We start from the raw sequence: 26,664 nt of genomic DNA, 5'->3' as shown, positions 1-26,664 counted from the left end.
ACATGGCGCGATTTCTAGCCGTCCTGCTCGTTTGCCTGGCAGCTTGCGCAGGCTGTGCCCAGGCCTCGGAACAGGAGGCCATGCCCTACACCTTGCTCGCCCGCTCATCGGCGGCAGCGGTGCGGCTGCAGCCCACACCGGCGCAGCAGCAATGGCTGCAGGAGCGTCAACAGCTGACCCTGGGCACCTCGGCGCCTGACTATCCCCCCTTCGACATCACCAGTGGTGGCCGCGACTACCAGGGTTTGACGGCCGAATACGCCGACCTGATCGGCAAGGCCCTGCAGCTGCCGATCCAGGTCAAGCGCTATTCCAGCCGGCAAGCGGCAGTGGCGGCGCTCAAACGCGGTGACATCGACCTGCTCGGCAGCGCCAATGGCTATGAAGCCGCCACCGATGGCCTGGCCCTTTCCCACCCCTATGCCATCGACCAGCCGGTGCTGGTCACCCGCGAGGACGAGCGGCGCGCGCTCGCCCCGGGCATGCACGGCATGCGCCTGGGCATGCTGTATCACTACCTGCCCACCCAGGACATCCTCGCCGCCTACCCCGAAGCCGAACTGCTGGCTTTCGGTTCTTCCTCGCAAGCCTTGAATGCCGTTGCCTTCGGCCAGGCCGACGTGTTCATCGGCGATACCCTCTCCACCCATTACCAACTCAATCGCGGCCACCTGCCACGCTTGCGCATGGCCAGTTTCGGCGAGCACGAAAACGTCGGCTTCGGCTTCGCCATGCGGGCCGATGACAACCTGCTGATCGAGCTGGTGAATGCAGCCCTCGAGCATCAACCAGGCAGCGTGCGCGCCAGCCTGCTCAAGCGCTGGAGCGCCGGTGGCGAGCTGCTGCTGAACAATCGCCATCTGCACCTCACGCCAGCCGAGGCGCACTGGTTGCAGGAGCACCCGATCATGCAGGTGGCCATCGACGAAACCGCAGCACCGCTGTCCTATTTCGACAGCAACGGGCATTTTCGCGGCATAACGGCCGACCTGCTGGAGTTGATTCGCCTGCGCACCGGCTTGCGTTTCGAGGTGCAGCGGGCCAATGGCATTGCCGACATGGTCGCCCGCCTTGAAGACGGGCGCGTCAACATGATCGCCGCCCTGGCGGTAGAGGGCGCGCGCGACCTGCGCCTGCAGATGAGCCGCCCCTACCTCGAAAGCCCCTACGTGCTGGTGACCCGCGCCGAGGACAACGAGTACGCATCGCTCGAGCAACTGCATGGGCGCCGTATCGCGATCACCCGCTACAGCGCCATGGCAGAGCTGCTGGCCAGCCGCTACCCGCAAATCGGCTGGATCGAGACGGACAGCCCGTTCTATTCCATGGCCTTGCTCAGCAGTGACGCCGTCGATGGCGTGATCACCACGCTGGTCGACGCCAACCATGCCCTGGCCGGCAATGCCGACCTGGCCATCCGCCGCACGGTGGGCAGCGAGCCGGCCACCTTCGCCATGGCCACCGCTGCCCAGGCCACGGCGCTCGCGTCGATCCTGGATAAAGCCTTGCTGAGCATCTCACCGGAAGAGCTTGGCGGCATCAACAACCGTTGGCGCGACTTCAGCCGGCATGACGACGGCAGCTGGGCGCCGTTTCGCCGCCTGGCCCTGCAAGTGCTGCTGGGCACCGGCCTGCTGCTGTTGCTGGCGCTGATCTGGAACGCCCACCTGCGGCTGCAGATCCGCCAGCGCAAACATGCCGAACGCGCCCTCGGCGACCAGCTGGAATTCATGGGCGCCCTGCTCAACGGCACGCCCCACCCCATGTACGTGCGAGACCGCGACGGTTGCCTGCAAAGCTGCAACGCCAGTTACCTGGAGGCGGTGCAGGCAGACCTCGACCAGGTGCTGGGCAAGCGCCTGGAAGACAGCCTGTTCGCTGCCACCGAGCAAACCCGGCAGATCCAGGCCGACTACCTGCAAGTCATGGCCGCCGGCGTGCCGTTGGTGGTCGACCGCCCCTTGCGGCTCAAGGACCAGGAAATCACCATCTACCACTGGATCCTGCCGTACCGCGATTCGCTGGGCGAAGTACGCGGCATCATCGGCGGCTGGATCGACATCAGCGAACGCCGCAAGCTGGTGCAGGAACTGCGCGAGGCCAAGCAGCAGGCCGAAGAGGCCAACCGAGCCAAGAGCACCTTCCTGGCCACCATCAGCCACGAGATCCGCACGCCGATGAATGCCGTGATTGGCATGCTCGAGCTGGCGGTAAAGCGTGCCAACCACGGCCAGGTCGACCGCACTTCGCTGGAGGTCGCCCACCATTCGGCGAAGGACCTGCTCGGCCTGATCGGCGATATCCTCGACATCGTGCGGATCGAGTCCGGGCACCTGACCCTGGCGCCGGAGCCGGTCGATGTGGCGGCACTGGTCGAATCGGTCGGCCGCATCTTCGAGGGCCAGGCGCGGCTCAAGGGGTTGGCCCTGGAAGTCATCATCAACCCCAGCGCCCGCTGCCATGCGTTGCTCGACCCGCTGCGCTTCAAGCAGATTCTCTCCAACCTGGTCAGCAATGCCATCAAGTTCACCGAACATGGCCATGTGCGCCTGTGCCTGAACCTGCGCGAAGCAGGCCCAAGGTCGGCCCCGAGCCTGGCGCTGGAGGTACGCGACAGCGGCATCGGCATTCATGACGACGACCTGCAGCGCCTGTTTAACCCCTTCGTCCAGGTCAACCCGCACAGCCAGGGTGCCCGCGCAGGCACCGGGCTGGGCCTGGCCATCTGCCGCAGCCTGTGCGAAATGATGGGCGGCAGGCTGAGCATCAAGAGCCTGCCGGATTTCGGCACCCAGGTGCGCATGACCCTGCCGCTGCAGCCTGCCACTACGCCGCCCTTGCCTGCGCCGATCGAAGACGAGGTCGACACCCCCGACCCCCGCCTGAACGTGCTGGTGGTCGACGACCACCCGGCCAACCTGCTGCTGATGGCCCAGCAGCTGGGCTATCTGGGCCTTCGCCAAACCACCGCCAGCGGCGGTCGCGAAGGCCTGGATACCTGGCGTAACGGGCAGTTCGATGTGCTGGTGCTGGACTGCAACATGCCGCACATGAACGGCTACCAGCTGGCCGCCGCCATTCGCGCCGAAGAACGCCGCAGCAAGCGGCCACCCTGCGTCATCCTCGGCTATACCGCCAACGCCCAGCCGGAAGTCAGGCAGAAATGCCTGAGCGCCGGCATGGACGACTGCCTGCTCAAGCCCATCAGCCTGCGCACACTCAGCCAGCGCCTGGCGGTGATTGCCCGGCACGGGCAAGCGGCGCCGTTCGACTTGCAGGGCCTGCGCAGCATCGTCGGCGACAACCCAAGCGAACGCGACCGCCTGCTCACGGCCCTGCACCAGAGCCTGCAACAGGACCTGGCCGAACTGATGGGCCTTGACCCCGACACCCAGGCCCTCGAGCTGGGCGAGCAGGCACACAAGATCCTCAGCGCCGCGCGGATGCTGGAAGCCAAGGGCATGATGCTGGCCTGCGAGGCCATGGGCGAGGAGGCGTTGCCGGTGCCACAGCTGAGGCTGCGTCGGCAGGTATTGGCACGGCACATGCGCCGTGTGGAGAAAGCCCTGGCCAGGGAACTGGCCAGGGCTTGATCGAACGCCGCCCGTGCGGGCGGGCGCTCAAGCGTGCATCAGGAAGCCGGGTTGATCGGCTTTTCCGGATACCAGGCGTCCAGCAGCGGGCTGACTTCGATGCTAGTCAGTTCGCTGCGGCCCTTGAGCCAGGCTTCGACGGCAGCGCGCTGTTCTTCGCTGACCGAGCCACGCTTGGCCGAGCACACCAGGCCGAAATCATCGCCGCCGACATAGTCCAGGCCATTGGCATCCATGGCTTCTGCGAGGAAGGCGTCGAGGAAGGCATCGATGGCTTCGTCAGACAGGTCTTCCTTGAAACCCAGGTTCAGTTCGAAACCCAGCTCCTGGAATTCATCCACGCACAGTTTCTTGCGCAGACGACGGGAACGGTTGGTAGCCATGAAACAATCCTCTTGAGTAATTACGCGCGGCACTTTAACAGTTTCCGCAGGGCAACGGCGCTTTTCCGTCGAACGTGGCGCATCAGCGCTGCGCTTGGGGCATAATGCGCACTATATTTCGTTCTGGGGTCATCACTTCTTACAGCCCCAATCTCCTTTTCCCTCGTGCGCAGGGTATTAATCTCTTATGATCAAAACGCTTCGTCCCTTCGTTCTCGCCGGCCTGCTGCTGCCGTTCGCACTGCCCAGCCAGGCGGCAACCGTCAATACCACCCTGCCACCCAAAGTGCAGCAGGCGCTCAAGGCCAACAAGCTGCAGGACAACGCACTGTCTCTGGTGATGCTGCCGCTGAACGGCCCCGGCACGGCGACCGTGTTCAACGCCGATGTGTCGGTGAACCCGGCGTCGACCATGAAACTGGTCACCACCTATGCCGCGCTCGAGCTGCTTGGCCCGACCTTCCAGTGGAAAACCGAGTTCTACACCGACGGCACCCTGAGCAACGGCGTGCTCAACGGCAACCTGTACCTCAAGGGCGGTGGCGACCCGAAGCTGAACATGGAGAAGCTGTGGCTGCTGATGCGTGACCTGCGCGCCAACGGCGTGCGCACCGTCACCGGCGACCTGGTGCTGGACCGCAGCCATTTCGTGCAGCCCAACCTGCCGCAGTTCAATGACGATGGTGGCGATGTCAACAAGCCGTTCCTGGTCAAGCCCGACTCCCTGCTGGTCAACCTCAAGGCCCTGCGCTTCGTCGCCCGCAACGACGGCGGCAAGGTGACCGTGGCGGTCGAGCCGCCGATCGCCAGCATCCGCATCGATAACCAGGTCAAGGCCGTGGCCTCCAAGCAATGCACCGGCGATGTGCGCTACAACCCGGTGCCGCAGCCGGATGGCATCAGCGTGGTGGTCAGCGGCCAGCTGGGCGATGGCTGCAATTCGCAGACCTACCTGTCGCTGCTCGACCACCCGACCTACGCCGCCGGTGCGGTGCGGGCGATCTGGAACGAACTGGGTGGCACCATCCAGGGCCGTGACCGCATCGAGAACGTGCCCAAGAGCGCGCGCCTGCTGGCCCGGGCCTTCTCGCCAGACCTGGTGGAAGTGATCCGCGACATCAACAAGTACAGCAACAACACCATGGCCCAGCAGCTGTTCCTGAGCCTGGGTGCGCAGTTCCGCACCGACGCCGACGGCGACGACGCCCGCGCCGCCCAGCGGGTGGTGCGCCAGTGGCTGGCGAAAAAGGGCATTACCGCCCCGCACCTGGTGATGGAAAACGGCTCGGGCCTGTCCCGCGCCGAACGGGTAAGCACCCGCGAAATGGCGGCGCTGCTGCAGGCGGCCTGGAAGAGCCCATACTCGGCCGAATTCATCAGCTCGATGCCGCTGGTGGGCATGGATGGCACCATGCGCAAGCGCCTCAAGCGCACCGCCTTGACCGGCGAAGGCCACATCAAGACCGGCACCCTGAACACCGTGCGCGCCATCGCCGGCTTCAGCCGCGACAGCAATGGCAACACCTGGGCTGTGGCGGCGATCCTCAATGATCCGAAGCCGTGGGGCGCCTCGCAGGTGCTGGACCAGGTGCTGCTGGACCTGTATCGCCAGCCGAAGACGGCCGACAGCACGGCCGCCGTCGCGCCCTGATTCAACGGCTGGGCCCCTCGCCGGCAAGCCGGCTCCCACAGCTACCGCGCTGGCTTCAACAACAGCGCAGTACCTGTGAGAGCCGGTTTGCTGGCGAGGGGACCACGAGCGGCATCAACCCAGCTCTCCCTCGACCCGGTCCCTGCCCGCCTGCTTGGCTGCATACACCCCCGCATCCGCCCGCAACAGCAAGGCATCGGCGCCCTCCCCCGGCCGCCACCCCGCCACGCCAAAACTCGCCGTCACCCTGCCCACCCCGTCGACCGGCACGCTGCGCACCCCCTGCCACAACTCCATCGCCAACATCCGCGCCTGCTCGGCATTGCTGCCCGGGCACAGCACCATGAACTCCTCACCACCGAGCCGGCAGAACACGTCGGTACGCCGCAAACGGTGGCCAATGCGCTGGCACAGGCTGCGCAGCACATGGTCGCCCACGGCATGGCCATACTGGTCGTTGATGCGCTTGAAGTGGTCGATATCGAGCATGATCACGGCCAGGTCCTGATTGTCACGCTGGGCGCGATCCAGTTCGGCCTTCAGCCGCTCCTGGAAATAGCGGCGGTTGTGGATGCCGGTGAGCGAATCGGTCACCGACAGCGTGCGCAAGTCTTCCTCGACGCCCTTGAGGTCGGAAATGTCGGTGAGGTAGCCATGCCAGAGCGTGCAGCCCGCCTCGCCCACTTCCGGCGTCGCCTCGCCGCGCACCCAGCGCAAGCCGGCACGTGGCAGGCACACGCGATACTCCTCGCGCCACGGCGTCAGGTGCTCGGCCGAATAGCGCACCGAGCGGCGCACGTGCTCGAGGTCGTCGGGGTGAATCCGTTCGAATACCGCCGTGGCATCCTCGCGCAGCAGCTGCAGGTCGACTTCGTAGATCTCGAACATGCCCTGGCTGGCATAGGGGAAGCAGGAATGGCCATCGGCATCCAGCCGATATTGGTAGATGCCCCCCGGCACTTGCGCACTGAGCTTCTCCAAGAGCCGGTCACGCATCGCCAGCGCCTCGTGCACGCGGCGCCGCTCGGTGACATCGATGCAAATGGCCAGGTAACCCACCCACAGCCCCTGCTCATCGAGCACCGCGGTGACCAGCATGTTGGCCAGCAGCTGGCTGCCGTCCTTGCGCACCAGGGTCCACTCGCTGGGCTCGGCGCCGCCCTCCTGCAGGGTATCGGCGAACATCGCCTGGCCACCGGCGATGTGCCGCCCGTAGCGCAGGCTCAGGGCGTGGGCGCGCTGGTTGAGCTCCTCAGGCAGCACCAGGTATTCCAGGCGCAGTTGCCCTACCGCCTCGCCCGCCTGGTAGCCGAGCATGCGCTCGGCACCGGCGTTGAAGGTACTGACCACGCCCTTGAGGCTGGTGGCGATGATGGCCACCTGGGTGGCGGCGTTCAGCACGCTGCGCAACTGGTTGTGGGTGTCGCGCAGTGACTGCTCGCTGACACGCAGCTGCGCGGTGCGCTGCTCCACCAGCTTCAGGGCGCGTTGCCGCTGGCTGAACAGGTTGTAGAGCAAGGCACTGAGCAGCAGGCTCAGCAGGCCGCCGAGAAGCCCCACCGCCAGCGCCGCCGAGGAGCGGTTGCCCTGCATGAACACCTGGCTTGGGCGGATATCGAGCTGGAAGTGGTGGTCAGCCAGGTGCAGCAACTGATTGCTGAGCAGCGCCAAGGGGGCCGGCGGGTTCTCTGAGTCGAACAGCACTTCGTGGCCATCGCGCCCGCTGGGGTCGATGATGCGCACCACCAGGTTGTCCTCGCCGGCCGATGGCAGGCCATCGCTGATCAATTGCCGCAGGTTCAGCAGGGCCATGACGTAACCGGCGGGTGCGCCTTGCGCCTCGCCCGGGGCCTTGTCGGAGAAAACTGGCGCGACCATCAGCAGCCCGCGGCTGTAGCCCGCGGCAACGTTGATCATGTCCAGCGGCTCGGACACCGCCATGCTGCCCGGCAACAGCGCACGCTGCAGGGTCTGCTCGCGCACCGGCTGGCCGCGCAAGTCGAGCCCGTAGGGTTGGCCCTGCTGCTGCGTAGCCTGGGTGTAGAGCACCGGGAAGTAGTGATCGCGAGGCGGCGCCGCCTGCCAATTGCCCTGGCTATCCAGGTCGCGTATCTCATAGGGCTGCCCGAGCCTGGCGCTGGCTTGGCGTTCGAAATCGCCCCGCTGCCCCTGCTCGACGCGTGGTGCCCAGGAGTAGGCCTGGGTGCGGCGCAGCAGCGGGCCGGCGAAACCGTCGAATTCGCCGGGGGTGATCTCGTTGGAGAAACTGAAGAAGCGCCGCAGGCTGTCCAGGCGCTGCTCCTGGTCGTCGAAGCGCTCGGCGATGCGGCTATAGCGCTCGCTGGCCAGCAACTCGAAGCGCTGGCGCAACTGCTGCTTGTAGAACGCCTGGGTGGCCAACGCCAGGCCGGCCGACAGCAAGCCGCCGGCCACCAGCGCCACCAGGGCCACGGCCCAGGCAGCCAGCGCCTCGCGGCACAGGCCCATCACCTTCGCACGCACGCCATACTTCGACATAGATCGATCTCGTCACGTCAGCGTCCTGCGATTGTCCGGCCCTGTGCTGAGTTATAGCTATTGGCCATTAGCTATGCAATCACGCTGGTCGCTTCAGCGCAGTTGCAGGCGCCAGGCCCGGTGGATGCGGTTGTTGCGGGCGAAGTCCGGGTCCAGGGTCTGGGCACTGATTTCTTCCACCACGTAGCGCGCCGCCAGGTGCTCATCTAGCTGGAACTTGCGGAAGTTGTTGGAGAAGTACAGCACGCCACCCGGGGCCAGGCGCGCCATGGCCAGGTCGAGCAACTGCACATGGTCGCGCTGCACGTCGAACACCCCTTCCATGCGCTTGGAGTTGGAGAAGGTCGGCGGGTCGATGAAGATCATGTCGTAGCTGTCGCGGTTGCCTTCCAGCCAGGCCATGACATCCCCCTGCTCCAGGCGGTTGCGCTCGGAGAAGCCGTTCAGCGCCAGGTTGCGGCGCGCCCAGTCCAGGTAGGTTTTCGACAGATCGACGCTGGTGGTGCTGCGCGCGCCACCCTTGGCCGCATGCACGGTGGCCGTGGCGGTGTAGCAGAACAGGTTGAGGAAGCGCTTGCCTTCGGCCTCTCGCTGGATGCGCATGCGCATCGGGCGGTGGTCGAGGAACAGCCCGGTGTCGAGGTAGTCGGTAAGGTTGACCAGCAACTTCACACCGCCTTCCTTGACCTCCAGGAAGCGCCCTTCGGTGGCCTGGCGCTCGTACTGGCGGGTGCCGGCCTGCCGCTCGCGGCGCTTGAGCACCACGCGCTGCGGGTCGATGTTCAGTGCCTGGGGGATGGCCGCCAAGGCGTCGAGCAGGCGTGCCTGGGCCTTTTCCGGGTCGATCGAGCGCGGCGCGGCGTATTCCTGCACGTGCACCCAATCCTGATAGAGGTCGACCGCCAGGGCGTACTCGGGCATGTCGGCATCGTACAAGCGGTAGCAGTCGACTTGCTCGCGGCGGGCCCACTTGCCCAGCTGCTTGAGGTTCTTCTGCAGGCGGTTGGCGAACATCTGCGCACCTTCCGACAGGCGTGCCGGCTCGCTGGCCACGGCTGCCGGGCTGCGCGCCTCGCCGTTGTCACCCTGGGCGTCGCGACGCTCACCGGTGACGAACTGGTCGGGCTGCACCTTGAACAGCAGCAGCTTGCACGGCAGCGCGCCGTTCCAGAAGGCATATTGCTTGTGGCTGCGGATGCCCATGCGCTTGCCCAGCTCAGGGGCCCCGGTGAATACCGCCGCTTCCCAGCCCATGCACGCCTGGCGCAGGCGCTCGCCGAGGTTCTGGTAGAGGTACAGCAAGCTGGCTTCATCGCCCAAGCGCTCGCCGTAAGGCGGGTTGCTGATGACCAGGCCCTTCTGGTTCTGGTCCGGGCGCGGCTCGAAGCTGGCCACTTCGCCCTGGTAGATCTTGATCCAGTCGCCAAGGCCTGCGCGCTCGACGTTGTTGCGCCCCGGCTGGATCAGCCGCGGGTCGGCCTCGTAGCCGCGGATCCACAGCGGCGGCTTGGCCAGGCCGGCCTGGGCACGGGCCTGGGCTTCTTCATGCACCTTGCGCCAGGTGGCCGGCACATGGCCGAGCCAGGCGCTGAAGCCCCAGCGCTCGCGCTTGAGGTTGGGGGCGATGTCGGCGGCGATCATCGCCGCTTCGACCAGGAAGGTACCCACACCGCACATCGGGTCGGCCAGCGCGCCGCCTTCGGCGGCAATGCGCGGCCAGCCGGCACGGATCAACACGGCGGCGGCGAGGTTTTCCTTCAGCGGCGCGGCGCCTTGCTGCAGGCGGTAGCCGCGCTGGTGCAGGCTGTGGCCGGAGAGGTCGAGGGACAGGATCGCCTCGCCACGGTCCAGGCGCAGGTGAACCCGCACGTCCGGGTCGACCTTCTCCACCGACGGGCGCAGGCCTTCACGGTTGCGCAGCTTGTCGACGATCGCATCCTTGACCTTGAGTGCGCCGAAGTGGGTGTTGTCGATGCCCGAGCCGTGGCCGCTGAATTCCACCGCCAGGGTGCCGTCGGCGGCCAGGTGGTCGGCCCAGTCCAGGGCATGCACGCCGTCGTACAGGTCGTCGGCGTTTTTCATCGAGAAGCGCTTGAGCACCAGCAGCACGCGGTTGGCCAGGCGCGACCAGATGCAGAGGCGGTAGGCGGTTTCCATGTCGGCGGTGCCGCGGATGGCCGAGGTGTGCTCGCGCACTTCGTCCAGGCCAAGGCCCTTGGCCTCTTCGGCAAGCAGGCCTTCAAGGCCTTTGGGGCAGGTGAGGTAGAGTTCGAAACGGTCCGACATGTGTATTCCAGAGCCTTGGGCTATTTGAGTGACGAGGCGACGCATCGCCCGCCGATGTTTGCCCGAACGCCTTTCCAGCAAGCGTCCGAGTGGCCTTCGCCCCTGCCTCATGGCAGCGGGCCGGCCGGGCCGCCTGATCGATCTGCCGCTCGCCGGGTGGCAGGAACAGCTTAGATCATCAGGCAGTACGAATAATTTCTGGCGAGCGAGGATCAGGCGTGACCCTTCGTCGCATTACCAAATATTTCTGTCATCAGGGCGCCACGCTGGCGAAATGACGTCAACTCTCAGCAAACCCCAGCCATAGCGGGCTCAAGGCCAAACAAGGTTGAGTCGCATTTATTTACTTATCCCCTGACCCTTGGAAAGGTTACGTGCTTATGACAAATCGATCATTCCCTCTGTGACCTGCATTCGTTAGAACTGGTCTCAGGCCGCTTCGCAACGAGGCGGCACCTTCAGCCCGCCACGCCGGCAGCGGGCGCACACCGGCAGAAAGACTCTGCCCGGCCTCGGAGAGGCCGACGGGACATTACAGTCAACAAGTGAGGGCAACACCCTATGAGAAGACTTAAGCGTGATCCGTTGGAAAGAGCATATTCACGTGGCTACCAATACGGGGTTACCGGCAAATCCCGCGAACTTTGCCCCTTCAATCTTCCTTCTGTTCGCCAAGCCTGGATCAACGGCTGGCGCGAAGGTCGCGGTGATAACTGGGACGGAATGACTGGCACCGCTGGCATCCATAGACTCAACGAAAATCACGCCGTTGGCTGATCGAGGACACTGAATTCGAGTTACCATGCACGCCCCATCCGGGCGGCGGGCTAAGGCCCAGGGGCCCCTAGATGGGGCCCTTTTTTATGCCTGCAGGTTAGCCCCGCGGCATCGCAGCAATCGCATCCACCGCTTCACGGATCAGCGCCGGGCCCTTATAGATGAAGCCCGAGTAAATCTGCACCAGGCTCGCGCCGGCAGCGATCTTCTCTGCCGCATGACGGCCTTCGGTGATGCCCCCTGCGGCGATGATCGGCAGCTTGCCGCCCAGCTCGCCGGCCAGCACCTTGACGATGTGGGTGCTCTTTTCCAGCACCGGCGCACCCGACAGGCCGCCCGCTTCGCCACCATGAGCGAGGCCCTCGACGCCTTCGCGGCCGAGGGTGGTGTTGGTGGCAATCACCGCGTCCATTCCCGACTCCATCAGCGCCGCCGCCACCAGTGCGGTTTCTTCATCGCTCATGTCCGGGGCGATCTTGATCGCCAGCGGCACGCGCTTGCCGTGGCGGGTAGCCAATTGCTCACGGCGCTCGGCCAAGGCATCGAGCAGCTGCTTGAGCGGGTCGCCGAACTGCAGGCTGCGCAGGCCCGGGGTGTTCGGCGAGCTGACGTTGACGGTGATGTAGCTGGCCGCGGTGTAGACCTTGTCCAGGCAGATCAGGTAGTCGTCGACAGCACGCTCCACCGGGGTATCGAAGTTCTTGCCGATGTTGATGCCCAGCACGCCGTTGTAACGCGCGGCGCGCACACGCTGCAGCAGGTGATCGACACCCAGGTTGTTGAAGCCCATGCGGTTGATGATCGCAGTGGCTTGCGGCAGGCGGAACAGGCGTGGCTTGGGGTTGCCCGGCTGCGGGCGCGGGGTCACGGTGCCGATCTCGACGAAGCCGAAGCCCAGCTGGGCAAAGCCGTCGATGGCCGCGCCATTCTTGTCCAGGCCCGCGGCCAGGCCTACCGGGTTGGCGAAATTCAACCCCATCACCGTCACCGGTAACGCTGCTGGCTGCTTGCACAACACGCCGTTGAGCCCCAGGCGGCCACCGGCGCCGATCAGGTCCAGGGACAGGTCATGGGAGGTTTCCGGAGAAAGCTTGAACAGCAGCTGGCGGGCCAGGGTATACATGGGCGGGCAAGGCTCGGGGTGAATGAGGGTGCGATTATAGCCAGCACGCGCTCACCATGACAGGGCCTTGGCATACGCACCCGCAAATCGCAGGCAAAGAAAAACCCGGCCTAGGCCGGGTTTTTCATTGAAGCTTCAGGCCAATTACTTGGACTGGGCTTCTACCTGAGCTTCAACGCGACGGTTGATAGCACGGCCTTCTTCGGTGGCGTTGTCGGCAACCGGACGGGTTTCGCCGTAGCCAACCGAGTCAACACGGCTGGATTCTACGCCGTACTGCTGGGTCAGGACCTGCTTGACAGCGTTGGCACGACGCTCGGACAGCTTCTGGTTGTAAGCGTCTGGACCCACGGAGTCAGTGTGACCTTCAACCACGGTGGTGGTTTGTGGGTACTGCTTCATGAAGTCAGCCAGGTTCTTGATGTCGCCGTAGCTGTTAGGCTTGACGACCGACTTGTCGAAGTCGAACTTGACGTCCAGCTCAACGCGAACGACTTCAGCAACAGCTGGGCAGCCATCGGCGTCAACGGTGACGTTGGCCGGGGTGTCCGGGCACTTGTCGACGTTGTCGCACACGCCGTCGTTGTCGCTGTCGGAGCAGACTTCAGCAACTGGAGCCGGAGCAGGAGCAACTTTGCCACCGCTGCCACCGAAGTTCAGACCAACACCAACGGATGGGCCCCACTCGGTGTTGCCGTTGTCGATGTTGTACATGGCTTCAACGCCGGCACGGGCGAAGAACATGTCGGTGATGTACCACTTGGCGCCAGCGCCAACGTTGGCGAAGGTGGAGTGGTCACGGCCGCTACGAGTGGCCTGACCCAGGCTCTCGTGAGCGAAACCAGCGGAAACGTACGGACGCAGTGCGTCGCCGACGGTACCGAAGTGGTAGGTAGCGTCCAGCTTAGCCTTGGAACCTTTGATGTCTTTGTTGAAGACTTCGCCACGAGCGTTGTGAGTCTCGTTGTAGCCCAGGTCCAGGGAGACGTCGTCGGTCAGGAAGTAACCGAGGCGAACACCAGGATTGGTGCCGTCGTTCTTGAAGTTACGCTCGCTGTCGTAGTACTGCTTGGTAACGTTACCTTCGATTTCGACTGCGCCTTGGCCTTGAGCCAGAACGCCGAACGAAGTAGCGGCTACGAGCGAGCCAATGGCCAAGCCCAAGGTGTTTTTCAATTTCATCCGTTAAATCCCCATCTGGTGATAGTTAAGCAGTCCCACCAACATCCGGGGGACAACTCGACGGCAAGTCTAGCAGAACTCGCCGATTCGTTAGAGATATTTACAAGCCGCTAAGTTTCATCCAGGCCTGCAAATTTCTCTCTTAGCTTGTCTAGCGCGCGCTTGTAGCGCATTTTCGTAGCGCTCAGGCCCATGTGCATGATATCGGCGATTTCCTGAAATTCCAGTTCTGCGACAAATCGCAGCACCAGAATCTCCCGGTCGATCGGGTTCACATGCACCAGCCACTTGTCCAGCCCGCCCTTTTCTTCCGGCTTCGGAGCCTTTTCTTCAGACGCCTCTTCAACAGGGTCAAGACTCAAGGCATCCATCAACCGGCGTTTGCGACGCTCCTTGCGGTACTGGGTAATGCACTCGTTGTAGGTGATGCTGTAGAGCCAGGTCTTGAACTTGGATTTACCCTCGAAGTTCTTCAGACCGTACAACACCTTCAGCATCACCTCCTGACAGACATCGTCGGCATCCCGGTCGTTCCCCAGATAACGTGCACAGACGTTGAACAGGGTCCGCTGGTAGCGCCGCATGAGTTCCTCATAGGCGCGGGTAACGTGATACAGCTCCTCATGCGAACGCGCCACCAACTCCTCGTCGGTGAGCTCGCGGGGGTCGTAACGCATGGGCGGCGAATGAACTTTATTCAAAACGGATCTGGCCGACAGTCAGGTCAATGTCGCCGCTCAGCCCCACGGGCCGATTTTTGCGGCGGCATACATTAACAGCTTTTGTGCGGTTAGCGGCTATTCACGCGCTGCTCGAGCAGCACGCGGTTGGACAGCGACACCAACTCACCCTCATCGGTCAGCACTGTCGTCTTGACCGTACCGATCTCCTCGATCTGCCCTTCGACCTCTCCAATTCGCACCTGCTGGCCGACCTGGAAGAGTTCGCGCACGTAGATCCCGGCCAGAATCTGCCCGGCAATTTCGCGGCTGCCCAGGCCCATCGCCAGGGCGACGGCCAGACCAACGGTAATTAGGCCAATGACGATCACATGGTTCAGCAGGTCGGTCTTGACCTCGAGCTGGCTGATGGCCACCGAGATGCTGATGATGATCACCAGGCCCTGGGTGATGCGCCCAAGGCCCGCCGAGTACTCAAGGCCAATGCCTTCGGCAGCGCCGCGCACCAGGCCATTGGCGACCTGCGCCAGGAGCACGCCGGCCAGCAGCACCAGCGCCGCGCCGAACACCTTGGGCAGGTACAGGGCGAGCATGTCGAGGGTGGCCGAGACGCGCTCCAGGCCCAGCGACTCGGCGGCCGAAACCAGGAAGATCAGCAGCACGAACCAGTAGACGATCTTGCCGATCAGGGTCGAGATCGGCACCTGGATGCCCACCCGGCCGAGCATCTTGGTCAGCCCGGTACCGGCCATCAGGCGGTCCAGGCCGAACTTGGCGAGCAGTTTCGACAGCAGCGTATCAAGCAGCTTGGCCACCACGAAACCGAGCAGCACCACGACCAGCGCGCCGAACAGGTTGGGGATGAAGTTCGCTACCTTGGTCCATAGGGCGGTCATCGCGGTGACCAGGCTCTGGGTCCAGAGATCGAGTTCCATATTCAATCGGCCTTATCAGCTTTGCTGCCAGCGGCAGCGTTACGACGTACAGGCGCAACATGCGCCGAGCCATTGTTCACGGCAATCAGCAGCGCCTGGCTCCAACGGCCAAGCAGGCTGAACAGATCGCCCGCACCAACCTGGCGGTTGGCGGTTTTCAGCACGCGACCCAGGCACGCGGCATCGTCCCGGTCTTCACCGGATGGCGATGCCTTGAGCAGGTCACGCAGGGATTGTTCAAACGGATCGTGCATGGGCACCTCGCGCAGTATCAGTCAGAGACGAGAGCGCCGGGCGACGGGTCACACATCCGGTTAGGACGCGTGTCTCAAAATGCGCGAGGCTTGCCAGTACGGCCCCCTGCCCCACTAGACCCACCGCAACCGCCGGAACAGCCACCACTGCCCGACCGCCAGCGCCAGCACGATGGCGCAGGCAAACAGGAAGCCATACGGGTTCTCGGCGCCCGGAATACCGCCCACGTTGATGCCCAGAAGCCCGGTGATGAAGCTCATGGGCAGGAAAATGCAGGTGATGATGCCGAAGCGGTACATGGTCCGATTCATCCGCTCGCTGCGCCGGCGGTCCTCGCTTTCCAGCACCAGCGCGGCCCGCTCGCGGGTCAACTCGAGCTCTTCGAGGTAGCGGATCAGGCTGTTGTTCAACTCGTTCCAGTAGTCGGCATCGGCCTCGGCGAACCAGCTCCACTTGCTGCGCGACAGCTGTGCGTAGATTTCCCGCTGCGGCGCCAGGAAACGCCGCAGGCCGGCAGCGCGACGGCGAATCTGCTGCAGGCTGCCGTTCTCAGGCGTATACCGTTCGTCGGATTCAACCTTTTCCTCTTCCAGGTCGACCAGCTCGGACAGGTCGCTGACCAGTGCCTGGACCTTCTCGGTGAGCAGTTCACCCATCAGCAGCAGTAGCTCGGAAGCCGATGTCGGCCCCCTGCCCTCGCTCAGCAGCTGCAGCACCTCGTCACTGGCGCGCAACGGCCGCAGGCGCAGGGAAATGACCCGTTGCGCCTCGGCGAAGATGCGCACCGAAACCATGTCCTCGGGCTCGGCGCCCGGGTTCAGGTTGACCCCGCGCAGAAACAGCAGCAGCTGCTCCCCCACCATGGGCAGCAAGCGCGGGCGGGTGTTTTCTTCCAGCAGCAGGTCACAGGCGAACTCGCTCAGGCCGCTTTCCTGCAGCAACCAGGTGCGGGTCTGTGGATGGCTGCGGTCCCAGTGCAGCCACAGGCTCTCCTGTGGCTGCAATTGCAGGCCGCCCAGCTCGGTCCGGGCGATCGAGCGCGCGCCGCCTTTGCCATCGAGCACCAGGGCATGCACCAGCCCCCACTGCGCGTTGTCTTCCTCGAACATCAAAGCTCCATCAGCGCGCGGGGCGCGTCACTCCGGTATTTTCAGCGGGCTTGGCGAGATGATCACGCCGTTGTTGTCGGCGTACACATACTCGCCCGGGCGGAAGGTCACACCGGCGAAAGTCACGGCCACGTTCAGGTCGCCGATGCCGCGCTTGTCGGTTTTCATCGGGTGGCTGGCCAGGGCCTGTACACCCACGTCGGTCTGGATCAGCACGTCGACGTCACGCACGCATCCGTAGATCACCAAACCTTCCCAACCGTTTTTGGCAGCCTTTTCGGCAAGCATGTCACCCAGCAGGGCCCGGCGCAGCGAGCCGCCGCCATCGACCACCAGGACCTTGCCCTTGCCATCGAGCTCGACCTGCTCTTTGACCAGCGAGTTGTCTTCGAAGCACTTGATGGTGACGATCTGGCCGCCAAACGAGTCGCGGCCACCGAAGTTGCTGAACATCGGTTCCAGCACCTGGACCAGGTCGGGGTAGGCATCGCAGAGGTCGGGCGTTACGTAATGCTGCATGGGAAGCTCCTGTCAGTCACAACGAAAGCGGATGTCGGGCAAGGCTACACCGGGGAGGCGGTTGCAGTCATCCGGGACCGGGCAGTCAGTTATGCGCAAGCTGCACCGGCCCTATCGCCGGCAAGCCGGCTCCCACAGGGAAACCACTGTCATTGAAAATGTGGGTGCCTACACATCACACGCTCAGCTGGCCGGTACAGGCTCGCCCACCAGCGTCGATTCATGCACAGCAAGCAAAGGCGCCCGCAGCCAACGCTCCACCAGCGGCCAAACCTGCGCCTGCGCCGCCTTGCTCACCAGCATGTCGACATGCCCGAACGCCTCGAAACCTTGCTCGCGCCCCAGGCGCAAAAACTGCTTGCGCTCGCCACCGAGCTGATCGAACAGCTTGCGACAAGCCCACACCGGGTCCTGGAAGTCCGCGGCTCCCGCCACCGCCAGCACCGGCACATCGACCTCGGCCAGGCCCGCCCACCAGTCGTTCTGCTTGTCGCCAAAACGCCCGAACAGGCCATGCCAGCGCATGCTTTCCAGGGCCAGGCCGATCGGTTCGTCCTCCGGCCCACGCTTGAACCGCGGCCCGGAAATCTGCCCCCAGCGCTTGAGCAACAGCTTCGCGCCCCAGGTCAACGGCGGCACTTTCAGCGGCCAATAGACGCGGCTGACCTGGGTGCCGAAAAACGCCGCGCTGGCGACCTGGTCGGCGCGCAGGAAGCCGCCACCCAATGCCGCCGCCAAGGTCGTGCCACCCAACGAGTGGCCCACCCAGTGCGGCGCCTGGCCGGCCTGCTCCTGGACGAAGGCCGCGATCAGCGGCAGGTCGTCTCGGGCATAGTCGGCCACCTGGTTGTGCTTCCAGTTGCGATTGCGCGGCGACAAGCCGTGGCCACGCATCTCCGGGATCCACACATCGAAACCGGCGCGGGCCAGGTAGGCGCCCAGGCCGATGCCCTTGGGCGAATACCAGAAACGCCGGTTGGAAAAACTGCCGTGCAGGAGAATGACCGGCACGCCCTGGGCACCGCCCTGGTCGGCCAGGCCCAGGCGGGTCAAGGCAATTTCGACGCTGGGGTCAGGGCTGTTGCCGGCCTTGATCCGGTACACGTCTTCACTGAGGTCGCCGCGCCGCTCGGCACTGAGCAGGGCGACGGGAAATAGATTGCTGCTGCTTTGCATAGGTTGCTTGGTGCACAAAAAAGGGCGGGATCCATTGCTGGAGCTCGCCCTGGATAAAACCAGGCGGGGGCACGCCAGACGCACCCCCGCATTTCACCGCATCAGGCCGCGCCCTGGCCTTCGGCCAGGAAGAACCAGGTCTCGAGCACCGAGTCCGGGTTCAGCGACACGCTTTCGATGCCTTGTTCCATCAGCCACTTGGCCAGGTCCGGATGGTCCGACGGCCCCTGCCCGCAAATGCCGATGTACTTGCCGGCCTTGTTGCACGCCTGGATGGCGTTGGCCAGAAGCTTCTTCACGGCCGGGTTACGCTCGTCGAACAGGTGGGCGATGATCCCCGAGTCGCGGTCCAGGCCCAGGGTCAGCTGGGTCAGGTCGTTGGAGCCGATGGAGAAGCCGTCGAAGTACTCGAGGAACTCTTCGGCGAGGATGGCGTTGGACGGCAGCTCGCACATCATGATCACGCGCAGGCCATTGTCGCCACGGGCCAGGCCGTTTTCGGCGAGCAGGTCGACGACCTGGCTGGCCTCGCCCAGGGTGCGCACGAACGGCACCATGATCTCGACGTTGGTCAGGCCCATCTCGTTGCGCACGCGCTTGAGCGCACGGCACTCGAGCTCGAAGCAGTCACGGAACGACTCGCTGATGTAGCGCGAAGCACCGCGGAAGCCCAGCATCGGGTTCTCTTCTTCCGGCTCGTACAGCTTGCCGCCGATCAGGTTGGCGTACTCGTTGGACTTGAAGTCCGACAGGCGCACGATGACCTTTTTCGGGTAGAAGGCCGCCGCCAGGGTGCTGATGCCCTCGACCAGCTTCTCGACATAGAAGCCGACCGGGTCGTTGTAGCCGGCGATGCGCTTGTCGACGCTGTCCTTCAGCTCGGCCGGCAGGCCGGCGTAGTTCAACAGCGCCTTGGGGTGCACGCCGATCATGCGGTTGATGATGAATTCCAGGCGCGCCAGGCCGACACCGGCGTTGGGCAGCTGGGCAAAGTCGAAGGCGCGGTCCGGGTTGCCGACGTTCATCATGATCTTGAACGGCAGCTCCGGCATGGCATCGACCGAGTTCTGCTTGACGTCGAAGCCCAGCTCGCCTTCGAAGATGAAGCCGGTGTCGCCTTCGGCGCAGGAAACGGTGACGCCCTGGCCGTCCTTGAGGATCTGGGTGGCGTTGCCGCACCCGACCACGGCCGGGATGCCCAGCTCACGGGCGATGATCGCCGCGTGGCAGGTACGCCCGCCGCGGTTGGTGACGATGGCGCTGGCGCGCTTCATCACCGGCTCCCAGTCCGGGTCGGTCATGTCCGACACCAGCACGTCGCCCGGCTGCACCTTGTCCATCTCGGACACGTCGTTGATCACGCGAACCTTGCCGGCGCCGATGCGCTGGCCGATGGCGCGGCCTTCGACCAGCACGGTGCCCTTCTCCTTGAGCAGGTAGCGCTCCATGACGTTGGCGCTGGCGCGGCTCTTAACCGTTTCAGGGCGGGCCTGGACGATGTACAGCTTGCCGTCGTCACCGTCCTTGGCCCACTCGATGTCCATCGGGCGCTGGTAGTGCTGCTCGATGATCATGGCCTGCTTGGCCAGTTCGTTGACTTCGTCGTCGCTCAGGCAGAAGCGTGCACGCTCGGCACGCTCGACTTCGACGGTCTTGACCGAACGGCCGGCCTTGGCTTCGTCGCCATAGACCATCTTGATCGCCTTGCTGCCCAGGTTGCGGCGCAGGATGGCCGGGCGGCCGGCCTGCAGGGTCTGCTTGTGGACGTAGAATTCGTCAGGGTTGACTGCACCTTGCACCACGGTTTCACCCAGGCCGTAGGCGCCGGTGATGAACACCACGTCGCGAAAGCCCGACTCGGTGTCGAGGGTGAACATCACCCCGGCAGTGCCGGTTTCCGAGCGGACCATGCGCTGCACGCCGGCCGACAGGGCCACCAGCTTGTGGTCGAAGCCCTGGTGCACGCGGTAGGCAATGGCGCGGTCGTTGAACAGCGAGGCGAACACTTCCTTGGCCGCGCGGATCACGTTGTCGACGCCGCGGATGTTGAGGAAGGTTTCCTGCTGGCCGGCGAACGAGGCGTCCGGCAGGTCTTCGGCGGTGGCCGAGGAACGCACGGCCACGGCCATGTTGTCGTTGCCCTGGGACATGGCGGCGAAGGCGGTGCGGATTTCCGCATCCAGGCGCGCCGGGAACTCGGCTTCCATGACCCACTGACGGATCTGCGCGCCGGTTTTGGCCAGGGCGTTGACGTCGTCCACGTCCAGCGCGTCGAGCGCGGCGTGGATGCGCTCGTTCAGGCCACTCTGATCGAGAAAGTCGCGGTACGCCTGAGCCGTAGTGGCAAAGCCGCCCGGCACCGAAACGCCAGCACCTGCGAGGTTGCTGATCATCTCGCCCAGGGATGCGTTCTTGCCCCCCACATGCTCTACATCATGGACGCCGAGCTTTTCGAGGGAAACTACGTACTCTACCAAGGTGATCTCTCCACTAACTGTATTGGAAAAGCTCAAGGGCGCCCGCCTGCCTGCTTGGACTTGGCCGGGCGCTTGTGGCCTGTACCTGGAAAATAAGTGAGAATGCCGACAGCCGCATTCGGCAAACCGAACTTATCATATCCAAGAATCGTCATCAGCTTAAGGCCCAGATCGCAAATGAAACGAACCGCGTTCTTCATCTCCGATGGCACCGGCATTACCGCCGAAACCCTGGGCCAAAGCCTGCTTGCGCAATTCGAGAGCATCCCGTTCAACAAATTCACCCGCCCGTACATCGATACGCCGGACAAGGCGCGCACCATGGTGCAGCAGATCAACACGGCCGCCGAGCGCGACGGCATGCGCCCGATCATCTTCGACACCATCGTCAACCAGGACATCCGCGAGATCCTGGCCACCTCGAACGGCTTCATGATCGACATCTTTTCGACGTTTCTATCCCCGCTCGAGCAGGAATTGACCGCCCATTCGTCGTATTCCGTGGGTAAATCCCACTCGATCGGCGGCAACTCCAACTACATGGAGCGCATCGAGGCGGTGAACTTCGCCCTCGACAACGACGATGGCGCGCGCACCCACTACTACGACAAGGCCGACCTGATCCTGGTGGGCGTGTCGCGCTGCGGCAAGACGCCGACGTGCCTGTACATGGCCATGCAGTTCGGCATCCGCGCCGCCAACTACCCGCTGACCGAAGACGACATGGAGCGCCTGCAGCTGCCGGCAGTGCTGAAGAAGCACCACAACAAGCTGTTCGGCCTGACCATCGACCCGGACCGCCTGACCGCCATCCGCCACGAGCGCAAGCCCAACAGCCGCTATTCGAGCTTTGCCCAGTGCGAGTTCGAGGTGCGCGAGGTAGAGAGCCTGTTCCGCCGGGAGAACATCCCCAACATCAACTCCACGCATTTTTCGGTGGAAGAGATTTCGGCGAAGATCCTCGTGGAAAAAGGGGTGGAGCGCAGGTTCAAGTAGGCCTGTGGGAGCCGGCTTGCCGGCGATAGGGCCAGAACAGGCACAAAAAAGCCCCGGCATCACTGCCGGGGCTTTTTCATTTCAGCCTGAAGATCAGGACGGCACCACCGCCGCCTGCCCACTCATCGCCAGGTCGACCAGCTCGCGGTTGGCCACCGCATACATCGCATAGTCGGTGCCCGTGGCGTTGCGCAGGTCGTCGAGCATCGCGCGCCAGCGCTCGACCATCACCCGGTGCTGCTCGGCCCACAACGCCACGCGCGCGTCCATGTCCTGCGGCGCATCGGCCATCTGCAGCACGGAAATGGTGATCGCCCGCTGCTGCAGGTCGATGTCGTCGCGGAACGCCTCGCGGGCCAGGGCCTGCCAGTTGTTCTCCACCGGCAGGTTGCTGATCTCCTGCAGGTACCAGGTCAAGTCCAGCGCGCTGCCCACGGCGAAGAACGCCTTGGCCACCTGGGCCGGCTCATGCCCGGTGACATCCGCCGCCTCGATGATCGGCAACAGCGTGTACAGGTGGCTGGTGCCGGCGACCATGCGCGCCAGGAGCTCCGGCACGCCAGCCTCGACGAAGCTCTGGTAGCGCACCATCCAGCGCTCGCGGGTCGGGCCTTCGAGCAGCTCGTCGAGCTTGAGCCCAAGCTGGGCGATTTTCGGCCCGAAGTGCGCGGTATCGCGCCCGGCATCCTGCTCGTTGCGCCGGCTGCGCAGGAACCAGCGGGTGGCGCGGCGGCCCAGGCGCATCAGCTCGTCCATCAGGGTCAGCTGGATTTCCGCCGGCACCTGGTAGTCCAGCGCCTCGATCTGGCGGAACCAGTGCGGCAGGTGGAAGATGTCGCGCACGATCACGTAGGCACCGGCAACGTTGGCCGGGCTCATGCCGGTGGACTCCTTCAGGCGCTGCACGAAGGTGATGCCCATGTTGTTGACCAGGTCGTTGGCGATCTGGGTGCTGACGATCTCGCGCTTGAGGCGGTGGCGGCGCATGGCCTCGGCGAACTTGCTGACCAGCGACGGCGGGAAGGCGGTTTCCATGTCGCGGGTCAGGTAGTCGTCGTCCGGCACCAGCGACTTGAGCAGTTGCTCCTTGAGGTCGATCTTGCTGTAGGAGATCAGCACCGACAGTTCGGCACGGGTCAGGCCCTGGCCGGCCGCCAGGCGCTCGGCCAGCTGCTCCTCGGACGGCAGGAACTCGATGGCCCGGTCAAGCTTGCCGCGGCTTTCGAGGTCGGCCATCAGGCGCTTGTACTCGGCAATCCGCTCGCGGGCGCGGCGGGCGGCCAGCGACAGCGCCTGGGTCTGCTTGTAGTTGTTGCCCAGCACCAGGCCGGCCACTTCATCGGTCATGCTGCCCAGCAGCTGGTTGCGCTGCTTCTCGGTCATGTCGCCACCCTGCACCACTTCGTTGAGCAGGATCTTGATGTTGACCTCGTGGTCGGAGCAGTCCACGCCGCCGGCGTTGTCGATGAAGTCGGTGTTGGTGGCACCGCCCTGCAGGCCGAACTCGACGCGGCCCAGCTGGGTCATGCCGAGGTTGCCGCCCTCGCCCACCACCTTGCAGCGCAGCTCGTTGCCGTTGACCCGCAGCGCGTCGTTGGCCTTGTCGCCGACATCGGCGTGGCTTTCGCTGCTGGCTTTCACGTAGGTGCCGATACCGCCGTTCCACAGCAGGTCAACCGGCGCCTTGAGCAGTGCATGCAGCAGCTCGGTCGGGGTCAGGCGGTCGGCTTCGATGGCGAAGCGTTCTTTCATCTGCGGGCTGATGGCGATGCTCTTGGCACTGCGCGGGAAGATCCCGCCGCCTTCGGACATGATGCTGGTGTCGTAGTCGCTCCAGGCCGAGCGCGGCAGGTCGAACAGGCGCTTGCGCTCGACGAAGCTGGTGGCTGGGTCCGGGTTGGGGTCGATGAAGATATGCAGGTGGTTGAACGCGGCCACCAGTTGCAGTTTGTCCGACATCAGAAGGCCGTTGCCGAACACGTCACCGGCCATGTCGCCGACGCCGATCACGGTGATCGGGTCTTGCTGCACGTTGATGCCACGCTCGCGGAAGTGGCGTTGCACGCCGACCCACGCGCCGCGCGCGGTAATGCCCATCTTCTTGTGGTCGTAGCCGGCCGAGCCGCCCGAGGCGAACGCATCGCCCAGCCAGAAGCCGTAGTCGATGGCGATGCCGTTGGCGATGTCGGAGAAGGTCGCGGTGCCCTTGTCGGCCGCCACCACCAGGTACGGGTCGTCGTCATCGTGCCGCACCACGTTGGCCGGCGGCACCACGCCACCGTCCTTGAGGTTGTCGGTGATGTCGAGCAGGCCGGAGATGAAGATGCGGTAGCAGGCCACGCCTTCGGCAGCGATTTCATCGCGGGTGCCGCCCAGCGGCAGGCGCCGTGGCAGGAAGCCGCCCTTGGCGCCGACCGGCACGATCACCGAGTTCTTCACCTGCTGGGCTTTGACCAGGCCCAGCACTTCGGTACGGAAGTCTTCTTCGCGGTCCGACCAGCGCAGGCCGCCGCGGGCGACGTTGCCAAAGCGCAGGTGCACGCCTTCGACCCGCGGCGAATAGACGAAGATTTCGAACTTCGGCACGGGCTTGGGCAGCTCGGGAATCAGCTTGGGGTTGAACTTGAAGCTGAAGTACGACTTGTTCTGGCCGTTGGCGTCGGGCTGGTAGAAGTTGGTGCGCAGGGTGGCCTTGATCAGGTCCAGGTAGCGGCGCAGGATGCGGTCCTCGTTGAGCACCTGGACATCGTCCAGGGCGGTGAGGATCGCCTGCTCCAGGCGCTGCTGCTTGTCGTCCAGGTCTTCGTTGGTGAGCTTGCGCGCCAGGTAGAAGCGGGTCTTGAACAACCGGGTCAGCTCGCGGGCGATGTCGGTGTGGTTGTTCAGGGTGCTGGCGATGTAGCCCAGGTCGAAGCCCAGGCGGATCTGCTTGAGGTAGCGGGCATAGGCGCGCAGCAGCGCCACGTCACGCCACGGCAGGCCGGCGGTGAGCACCAGGCGGTTGAAGGCGTCGTTCTCGGCGTCGCCCTGGACGATATGCACGAACGCATCCTGCAGCACATCGTTGAGCTGCTGGATGTCCAGGTTCAGGCCTTCGCTGTAGGTGAAGGCGAAGTCGTGGATCCAGTACTCGCGGCCACTGGCGTGGCGCAGCCGGTAGGGGAACTCGCCAAGCACGCGCAGGCCCAGGTTCTCGAGGATCGGCAGCACGTCCGACAGCGCCAGCGGGGTATCGGCGTGGTACAGCTTGCAGTGCAGCAGGCGCTCGCCCAGGCGCGTCAGCGGCTGGTAGAAGCTCATTGCCAGCGGTTTGGCCTCCGACAGTGCCAGCACGTGCTGCAGGTCGACCACCGCCGAGTGCGCGGCAAAGCGCTCGCGGTAGCCGGCCGGGAAGCCTTTGGGGAAGTCGGCGAGGATGTTGGTGCCCTGGGCTTCGCCGAAGTTTTCCACCACCAGCGCCGAATAGTCGTCATGCCACGAGCGGCACGCCTGGATCACTTCGTTTTCCAGCTGCTGCGGGTCGATGTCGATGCGGTTTTTCGGGTCGACCCGCAAAATCAGCTGCACACGTGCCAGCACTGATTCGGAGAAGAAGGTCCAGAACTCGCAGTCGCTGGCTTTGAGGCGCTCCATGAGAACCTGCTGGATCTTCTGGCGCACCTCGGTGGAATAGATTTCCCGCGGCACGTAGGCCAGGCAGTAGCAGAACCGACCGTAAGGGTCCTTGCGCAGGAACACGCGGATCTTGTTGCGCTCCTGGATCTGCACGATCGACATCACGGTGCTGAAAAGCTCGTCGATCGGGGTCTGGAACAGGTCGTCGCGCGGCAGCACTTCGAGCACCTGGGCCAGTTCCTTGCCCAGGTGGGCCTTGGGGTCGAAGCCCGAACGGCGCTCGACTTCAGCAACCTTGACGCGGATGTAGGGGATGGCATGCACGCTCTCGCCGTACACCGAGGAGGTGTACAGGCCCATGAAGCGGTGCTCCTTGACCACCTTGCCGTCGGCGTCGAGCTGGCGGATCGACACATAGTCCGGGTAGGCCGGGCGGTGCACGCGGCTAGGCAGCGCGGCCTTGGCGAACGACAGCAGCAGCGGCTCGGCCAGGTAGGCCACGGCGTAGTCTTCGATACGCAGCTCTTCAGGCGTCAGGCCCACGCGCAAGCGGCGCGGCAGGCCGAGGAAGGAGTGCTCGTCGTAGAGCATCTGGCCGCCGGCAGCATCGCCCTGCACGGTGAATTCTTCATAGCCGAGGAAGGTGAAATGGTTGTCCAGCAACCACTCCAGGAACGCCTTGACCTCGCCCTTCTCATGCTGCACCGGGGCAAACGGGGTTTGCTCCACCAGCGCCACCACTTCGCGCAGCTTGGCCTTCATCGGCTCGAAATCGGCCACGGCCACGCGCACTTCGGCCAGAACCTGCTCGATCTCGCGGGCCAGCACGTTCAGCTCGGCGGCGTTGGCGCAGCGGTCGATCTCCAGGTACATCAGCGACTCGTGGCGCACGCCTTCGCCATGGGTGCCCTTGGGCAGCAGCTCGAGCAGCTCGCCCTTGGGCCCGCGGCGCACGCTGAGCACGGTGGTCTGCAGGGTGTGGATGCTGTAGCCGCGGCGGTTGAGCTCGGTGCGCACCGAGTCGACCAGAAATGGCAAGTCATGGTGCAGCACCTCGACCACGGTGTGGGTCGATTGCCAGCCGTTGCGTTCGTAATCGGGGTTGTACACCCGCACCTGCGGTTGCTCGGGGTCGAAGCGCTCGATGATGCGCCAGGCCGACAGGGTGCAGCCGGCCAGGTCCGACAGCCTGCGCTGGGTGAGTTCGTCCAGGGAAATGATGCCGAAGAACTGCTCGGCGAACAGCGCCACTTGTGGCAGTGACTGTTCGCTGATGTGCTGCGCCAGGGCCGCCTGCAGTTGATGCTGGAAGTCGGCTTTGCTGGCTGCGGTGAAGAACGCCATCTGTGGTACTCCGCTTGGGCTTTGTAATAGTTGAAGCGTCGCGTGC

Annotated in this window: 17 protein-coding genes; 4 read left to right on the top strand and 13 right to left on the bottom strand. The window is 64.5% G+C overall.

Annotated elements, in window-relative coordinates; translation table 11 throughout:
* Positions 1 to 2 precede the first annotated feature (2 nt).
* Positions 3 to 3,593 carry a transporter substrate-binding domain-containing protein gene (locus tag ACIPG5_RS00835; RefSeq protein WP_401372857.1) on the top strand — a complete coding sequence of 1,197 codons (3,591 nt, stop codon included), beginning with the start codon at positions 3 to 5 and terminating at the stop codon, positions 3,591 to 3,593.
* 38 nt (positions 3,594 to 3,631) lie between these two features.
* Here the strand turns inward: ACIPG5_RS00835 and ACIPG5_RS00830 are convergent, their stop codons facing one another.
* Positions 3,632 to 3,976 carry a YggL family protein gene (locus ACIPG5_RS00830; RefSeq protein WP_176517745.1) on the bottom strand — a complete coding sequence of 115 codons (345 nt, stop codon included), beginning with the start codon at positions 3,974 to 3,976 and terminating at the stop codon, positions 3,632 to 3,634.
* A gap of 187 nt (positions 3,977 to 4,163) precedes the next feature.
* On the opposite strand from ACIPG5_RS00830, the gene dacB reads away from it, so the two are divergent.
* Positions 4,164 to 5,627, top strand: coding sequence for a D-alanyl-D-alanine carboxypeptidase/D-alanyl-D-alanine-endopeptidase (dacB, locus tag ACIPG5_RS00825; protein WP_176517746.1), 1,464 nt, complete (start codon positions 4,164 to 4,166; stop codon positions 5,625 to 5,627).
* Positions 5,628 to 5,741: 114 nt separating this feature from the next.
* On the opposite strand, the gene ACIPG5_RS00820 is transcribed toward dacB, so the two are convergent.
* Both ACIPG5_RS00820 and rlmKL read right to left on the bottom strand, forming a co-directional pair.
* Positions 5,742 to 8,144, bottom strand: coding sequence for a diguanylate cyclase (locus tag ACIPG5_RS00820; RefSeq protein WP_401372854.1), 2,403 nt, complete (start codon positions 8,142 to 8,144; stop codon positions 5,742 to 5,744).
* Between the two features lie 93 nt (positions 8,145 to 8,237).
* A complete protein-coding gene (rlmKL, locus tag ACIPG5_RS00815) occupies positions 8,238 to 10,430 on the bottom strand; it encodes a bifunctional 23S rRNA (guanine(2069)-N(7))-methyltransferase RlmK/23S rRNA (guanine(2445)-N(2))-methyltransferase RlmL (protein ID WP_401372852.1) in 2,193 nt (730 codons plus the stop codon).
* Positions 10,431 to 10,991: 561 nt separating this feature from the next.
* Here rlmKL and rmf point away from each other — a divergent pair.
* Positions 10,992 to 11,207, top strand: coding sequence for a ribosome modulation factor (rmf, locus tag ACIPG5_RS00810; RefSeq protein ID WP_003248687.1), 216 nt, complete (start codon positions 10,992 to 10,994; stop codon positions 11,205 to 11,207).
* A gap of 97 nt (positions 11,208 to 11,304) precedes the next feature.
* Here the strand turns inward: rmf and ACIPG5_RS00805 are convergent, their stop codons facing one another.
* From ACIPG5_RS00805 to ppsA, 9 genes are all read right to left on the bottom strand, one after another.
* Positions 11,305 to 12,330: a quinone-dependent dihydroorotate dehydrogenase gene (locus ACIPG5_RS00805; RefSeq protein WP_401372850.1), complete on the bottom strand. Its 1,026-nt coding sequence runs from the start codon at positions 12,328 to 12,330 to the stop codon at positions 11,305 to 11,307.
* Positions 12,331 to 12,474: 144 nt separating this feature from the next.
* A complete protein-coding gene (locus ACIPG5_RS00800) occupies positions 12,475 to 13,512 on the bottom strand; it encodes an OmpA family protein (RefSeq protein ID WP_176511840.1) in 1,038 nt (345 codons plus the stop codon).
* 110 nt (positions 13,513 to 13,622) lie between these two features.
* Complete coding sequence (gene sigX, locus ACIPG5_RS00795) at positions 13,623 to 14,189, bottom strand: RNA polymerase sigma factor SigX (protein ID WP_033696348.1); 567 nt, start codon at positions 14,187 to 14,189, stop codon at positions 13,623 to 13,625.
* Between the two features lie 113 nt (positions 14,190 to 14,302).
* Positions 14,303 to 15,127 carry a mechanosensitive ion channel family protein gene (locus tag ACIPG5_RS00790; RefSeq protein WP_236235561.1) on the bottom strand — a complete coding sequence of 275 codons (825 nt, stop codon included), beginning with the start codon at positions 15,125 to 15,127 and terminating at the stop codon, positions 14,303 to 14,305.
* Positions 15,128 to 15,129: 2 nt separating this feature from the next.
* Positions 15,130 to 15,381, bottom strand: coding sequence for a CrfX protein (locus ACIPG5_RS00785; protein ID WP_176511842.1), 252 nt, complete (start codon positions 15,379 to 15,381; stop codon positions 15,130 to 15,132).
* A 114-nt stretch (positions 15,382 to 15,495) separates the two neighbouring features.
* Positions 15,496 to 16,491 carry a zinc transporter ZntB gene (locus tag ACIPG5_RS00780; protein WP_176511843.1) on the bottom strand — a complete coding sequence of 332 codons (996 nt, stop codon included), beginning with the start codon at positions 16,489 to 16,491 and terminating at the stop codon, positions 15,496 to 15,498.
* A gap of 27 nt (positions 16,492 to 16,518) precedes the next feature.
* Positions 16,519 to 17,010: a ribonuclease E activity regulator RraA gene (gene rraA, locus ACIPG5_RS00775; RefSeq protein WP_401372846.1), complete on the bottom strand. Its 492-nt coding sequence runs from the start codon at positions 17,008 to 17,010 to the stop codon at positions 16,519 to 16,521.
* Positions 17,011 to 17,193: 183 nt separating this feature from the next.
* Positions 17,194 to 18,186: an alpha/beta fold hydrolase gene (locus ACIPG5_RS00770; protein WP_401372845.1), complete on the bottom strand. Its 993-nt coding sequence runs from the start codon at positions 18,184 to 18,186 to the stop codon at positions 17,194 to 17,196.
* A 101-nt stretch (positions 18,187 to 18,287) separates the two neighbouring features.
* The gene (ppsA, locus tag ACIPG5_RS00765) at positions 18,288 to 20,663 is read right to left on the bottom strand and encodes a phosphoenolpyruvate synthase (protein WP_176511846.1); all 2,376 of its coding nucleotides are present in this window, start codon (positions 20,661 to 20,663) and stop codon (positions 18,288 to 18,290) included.
* A 177-nt stretch (positions 20,664 to 20,840) separates the two neighbouring features.
* On the opposite strand from ppsA, the gene ACIPG5_RS00760 reads away from it, so the two are divergent.
* On the top strand, positions 20,841 to 21,659 hold the full coding sequence (locus ACIPG5_RS00760; protein WP_176511847.1) for a pyruvate, water dikinase regulatory protein: 819 nt from the start codon (positions 20,841 to 20,843) through the stop codon (positions 21,657 to 21,659).
* Positions 21,660 to 21,752: 93 nt separating this feature from the next.
* Here ACIPG5_RS00760 and ACIPG5_RS00755 read toward each other — a convergent pair whose 3' ends face one another.
* Complete coding sequence (locus ACIPG5_RS00755) at positions 21,753 to 26,618, bottom strand: NAD-glutamate dehydrogenase (protein WP_176511848.1); 4,866 nt, start codon at positions 26,616 to 26,618, stop codon at positions 21,753 to 21,755.
* Positions 26,619 to 26,664: the final 46 nt, after the last annotated feature.

This window comes from Pseudomonas sp. NPDC087029 (genome assembly GCF_044745345.1).
GTDB classification, from domain to species: Bacteria; Pseudomonadota; Gammaproteobacteria; order Pseudomonadales; family Pseudomonadaceae; genus Aquipseudomonas; species Aquipseudomonas faucium.
The sequence above is the reverse complement of the archived record's forward strand: the minus strand, read 5'-3'. Positions and strand labels throughout refer to the sequence as shown.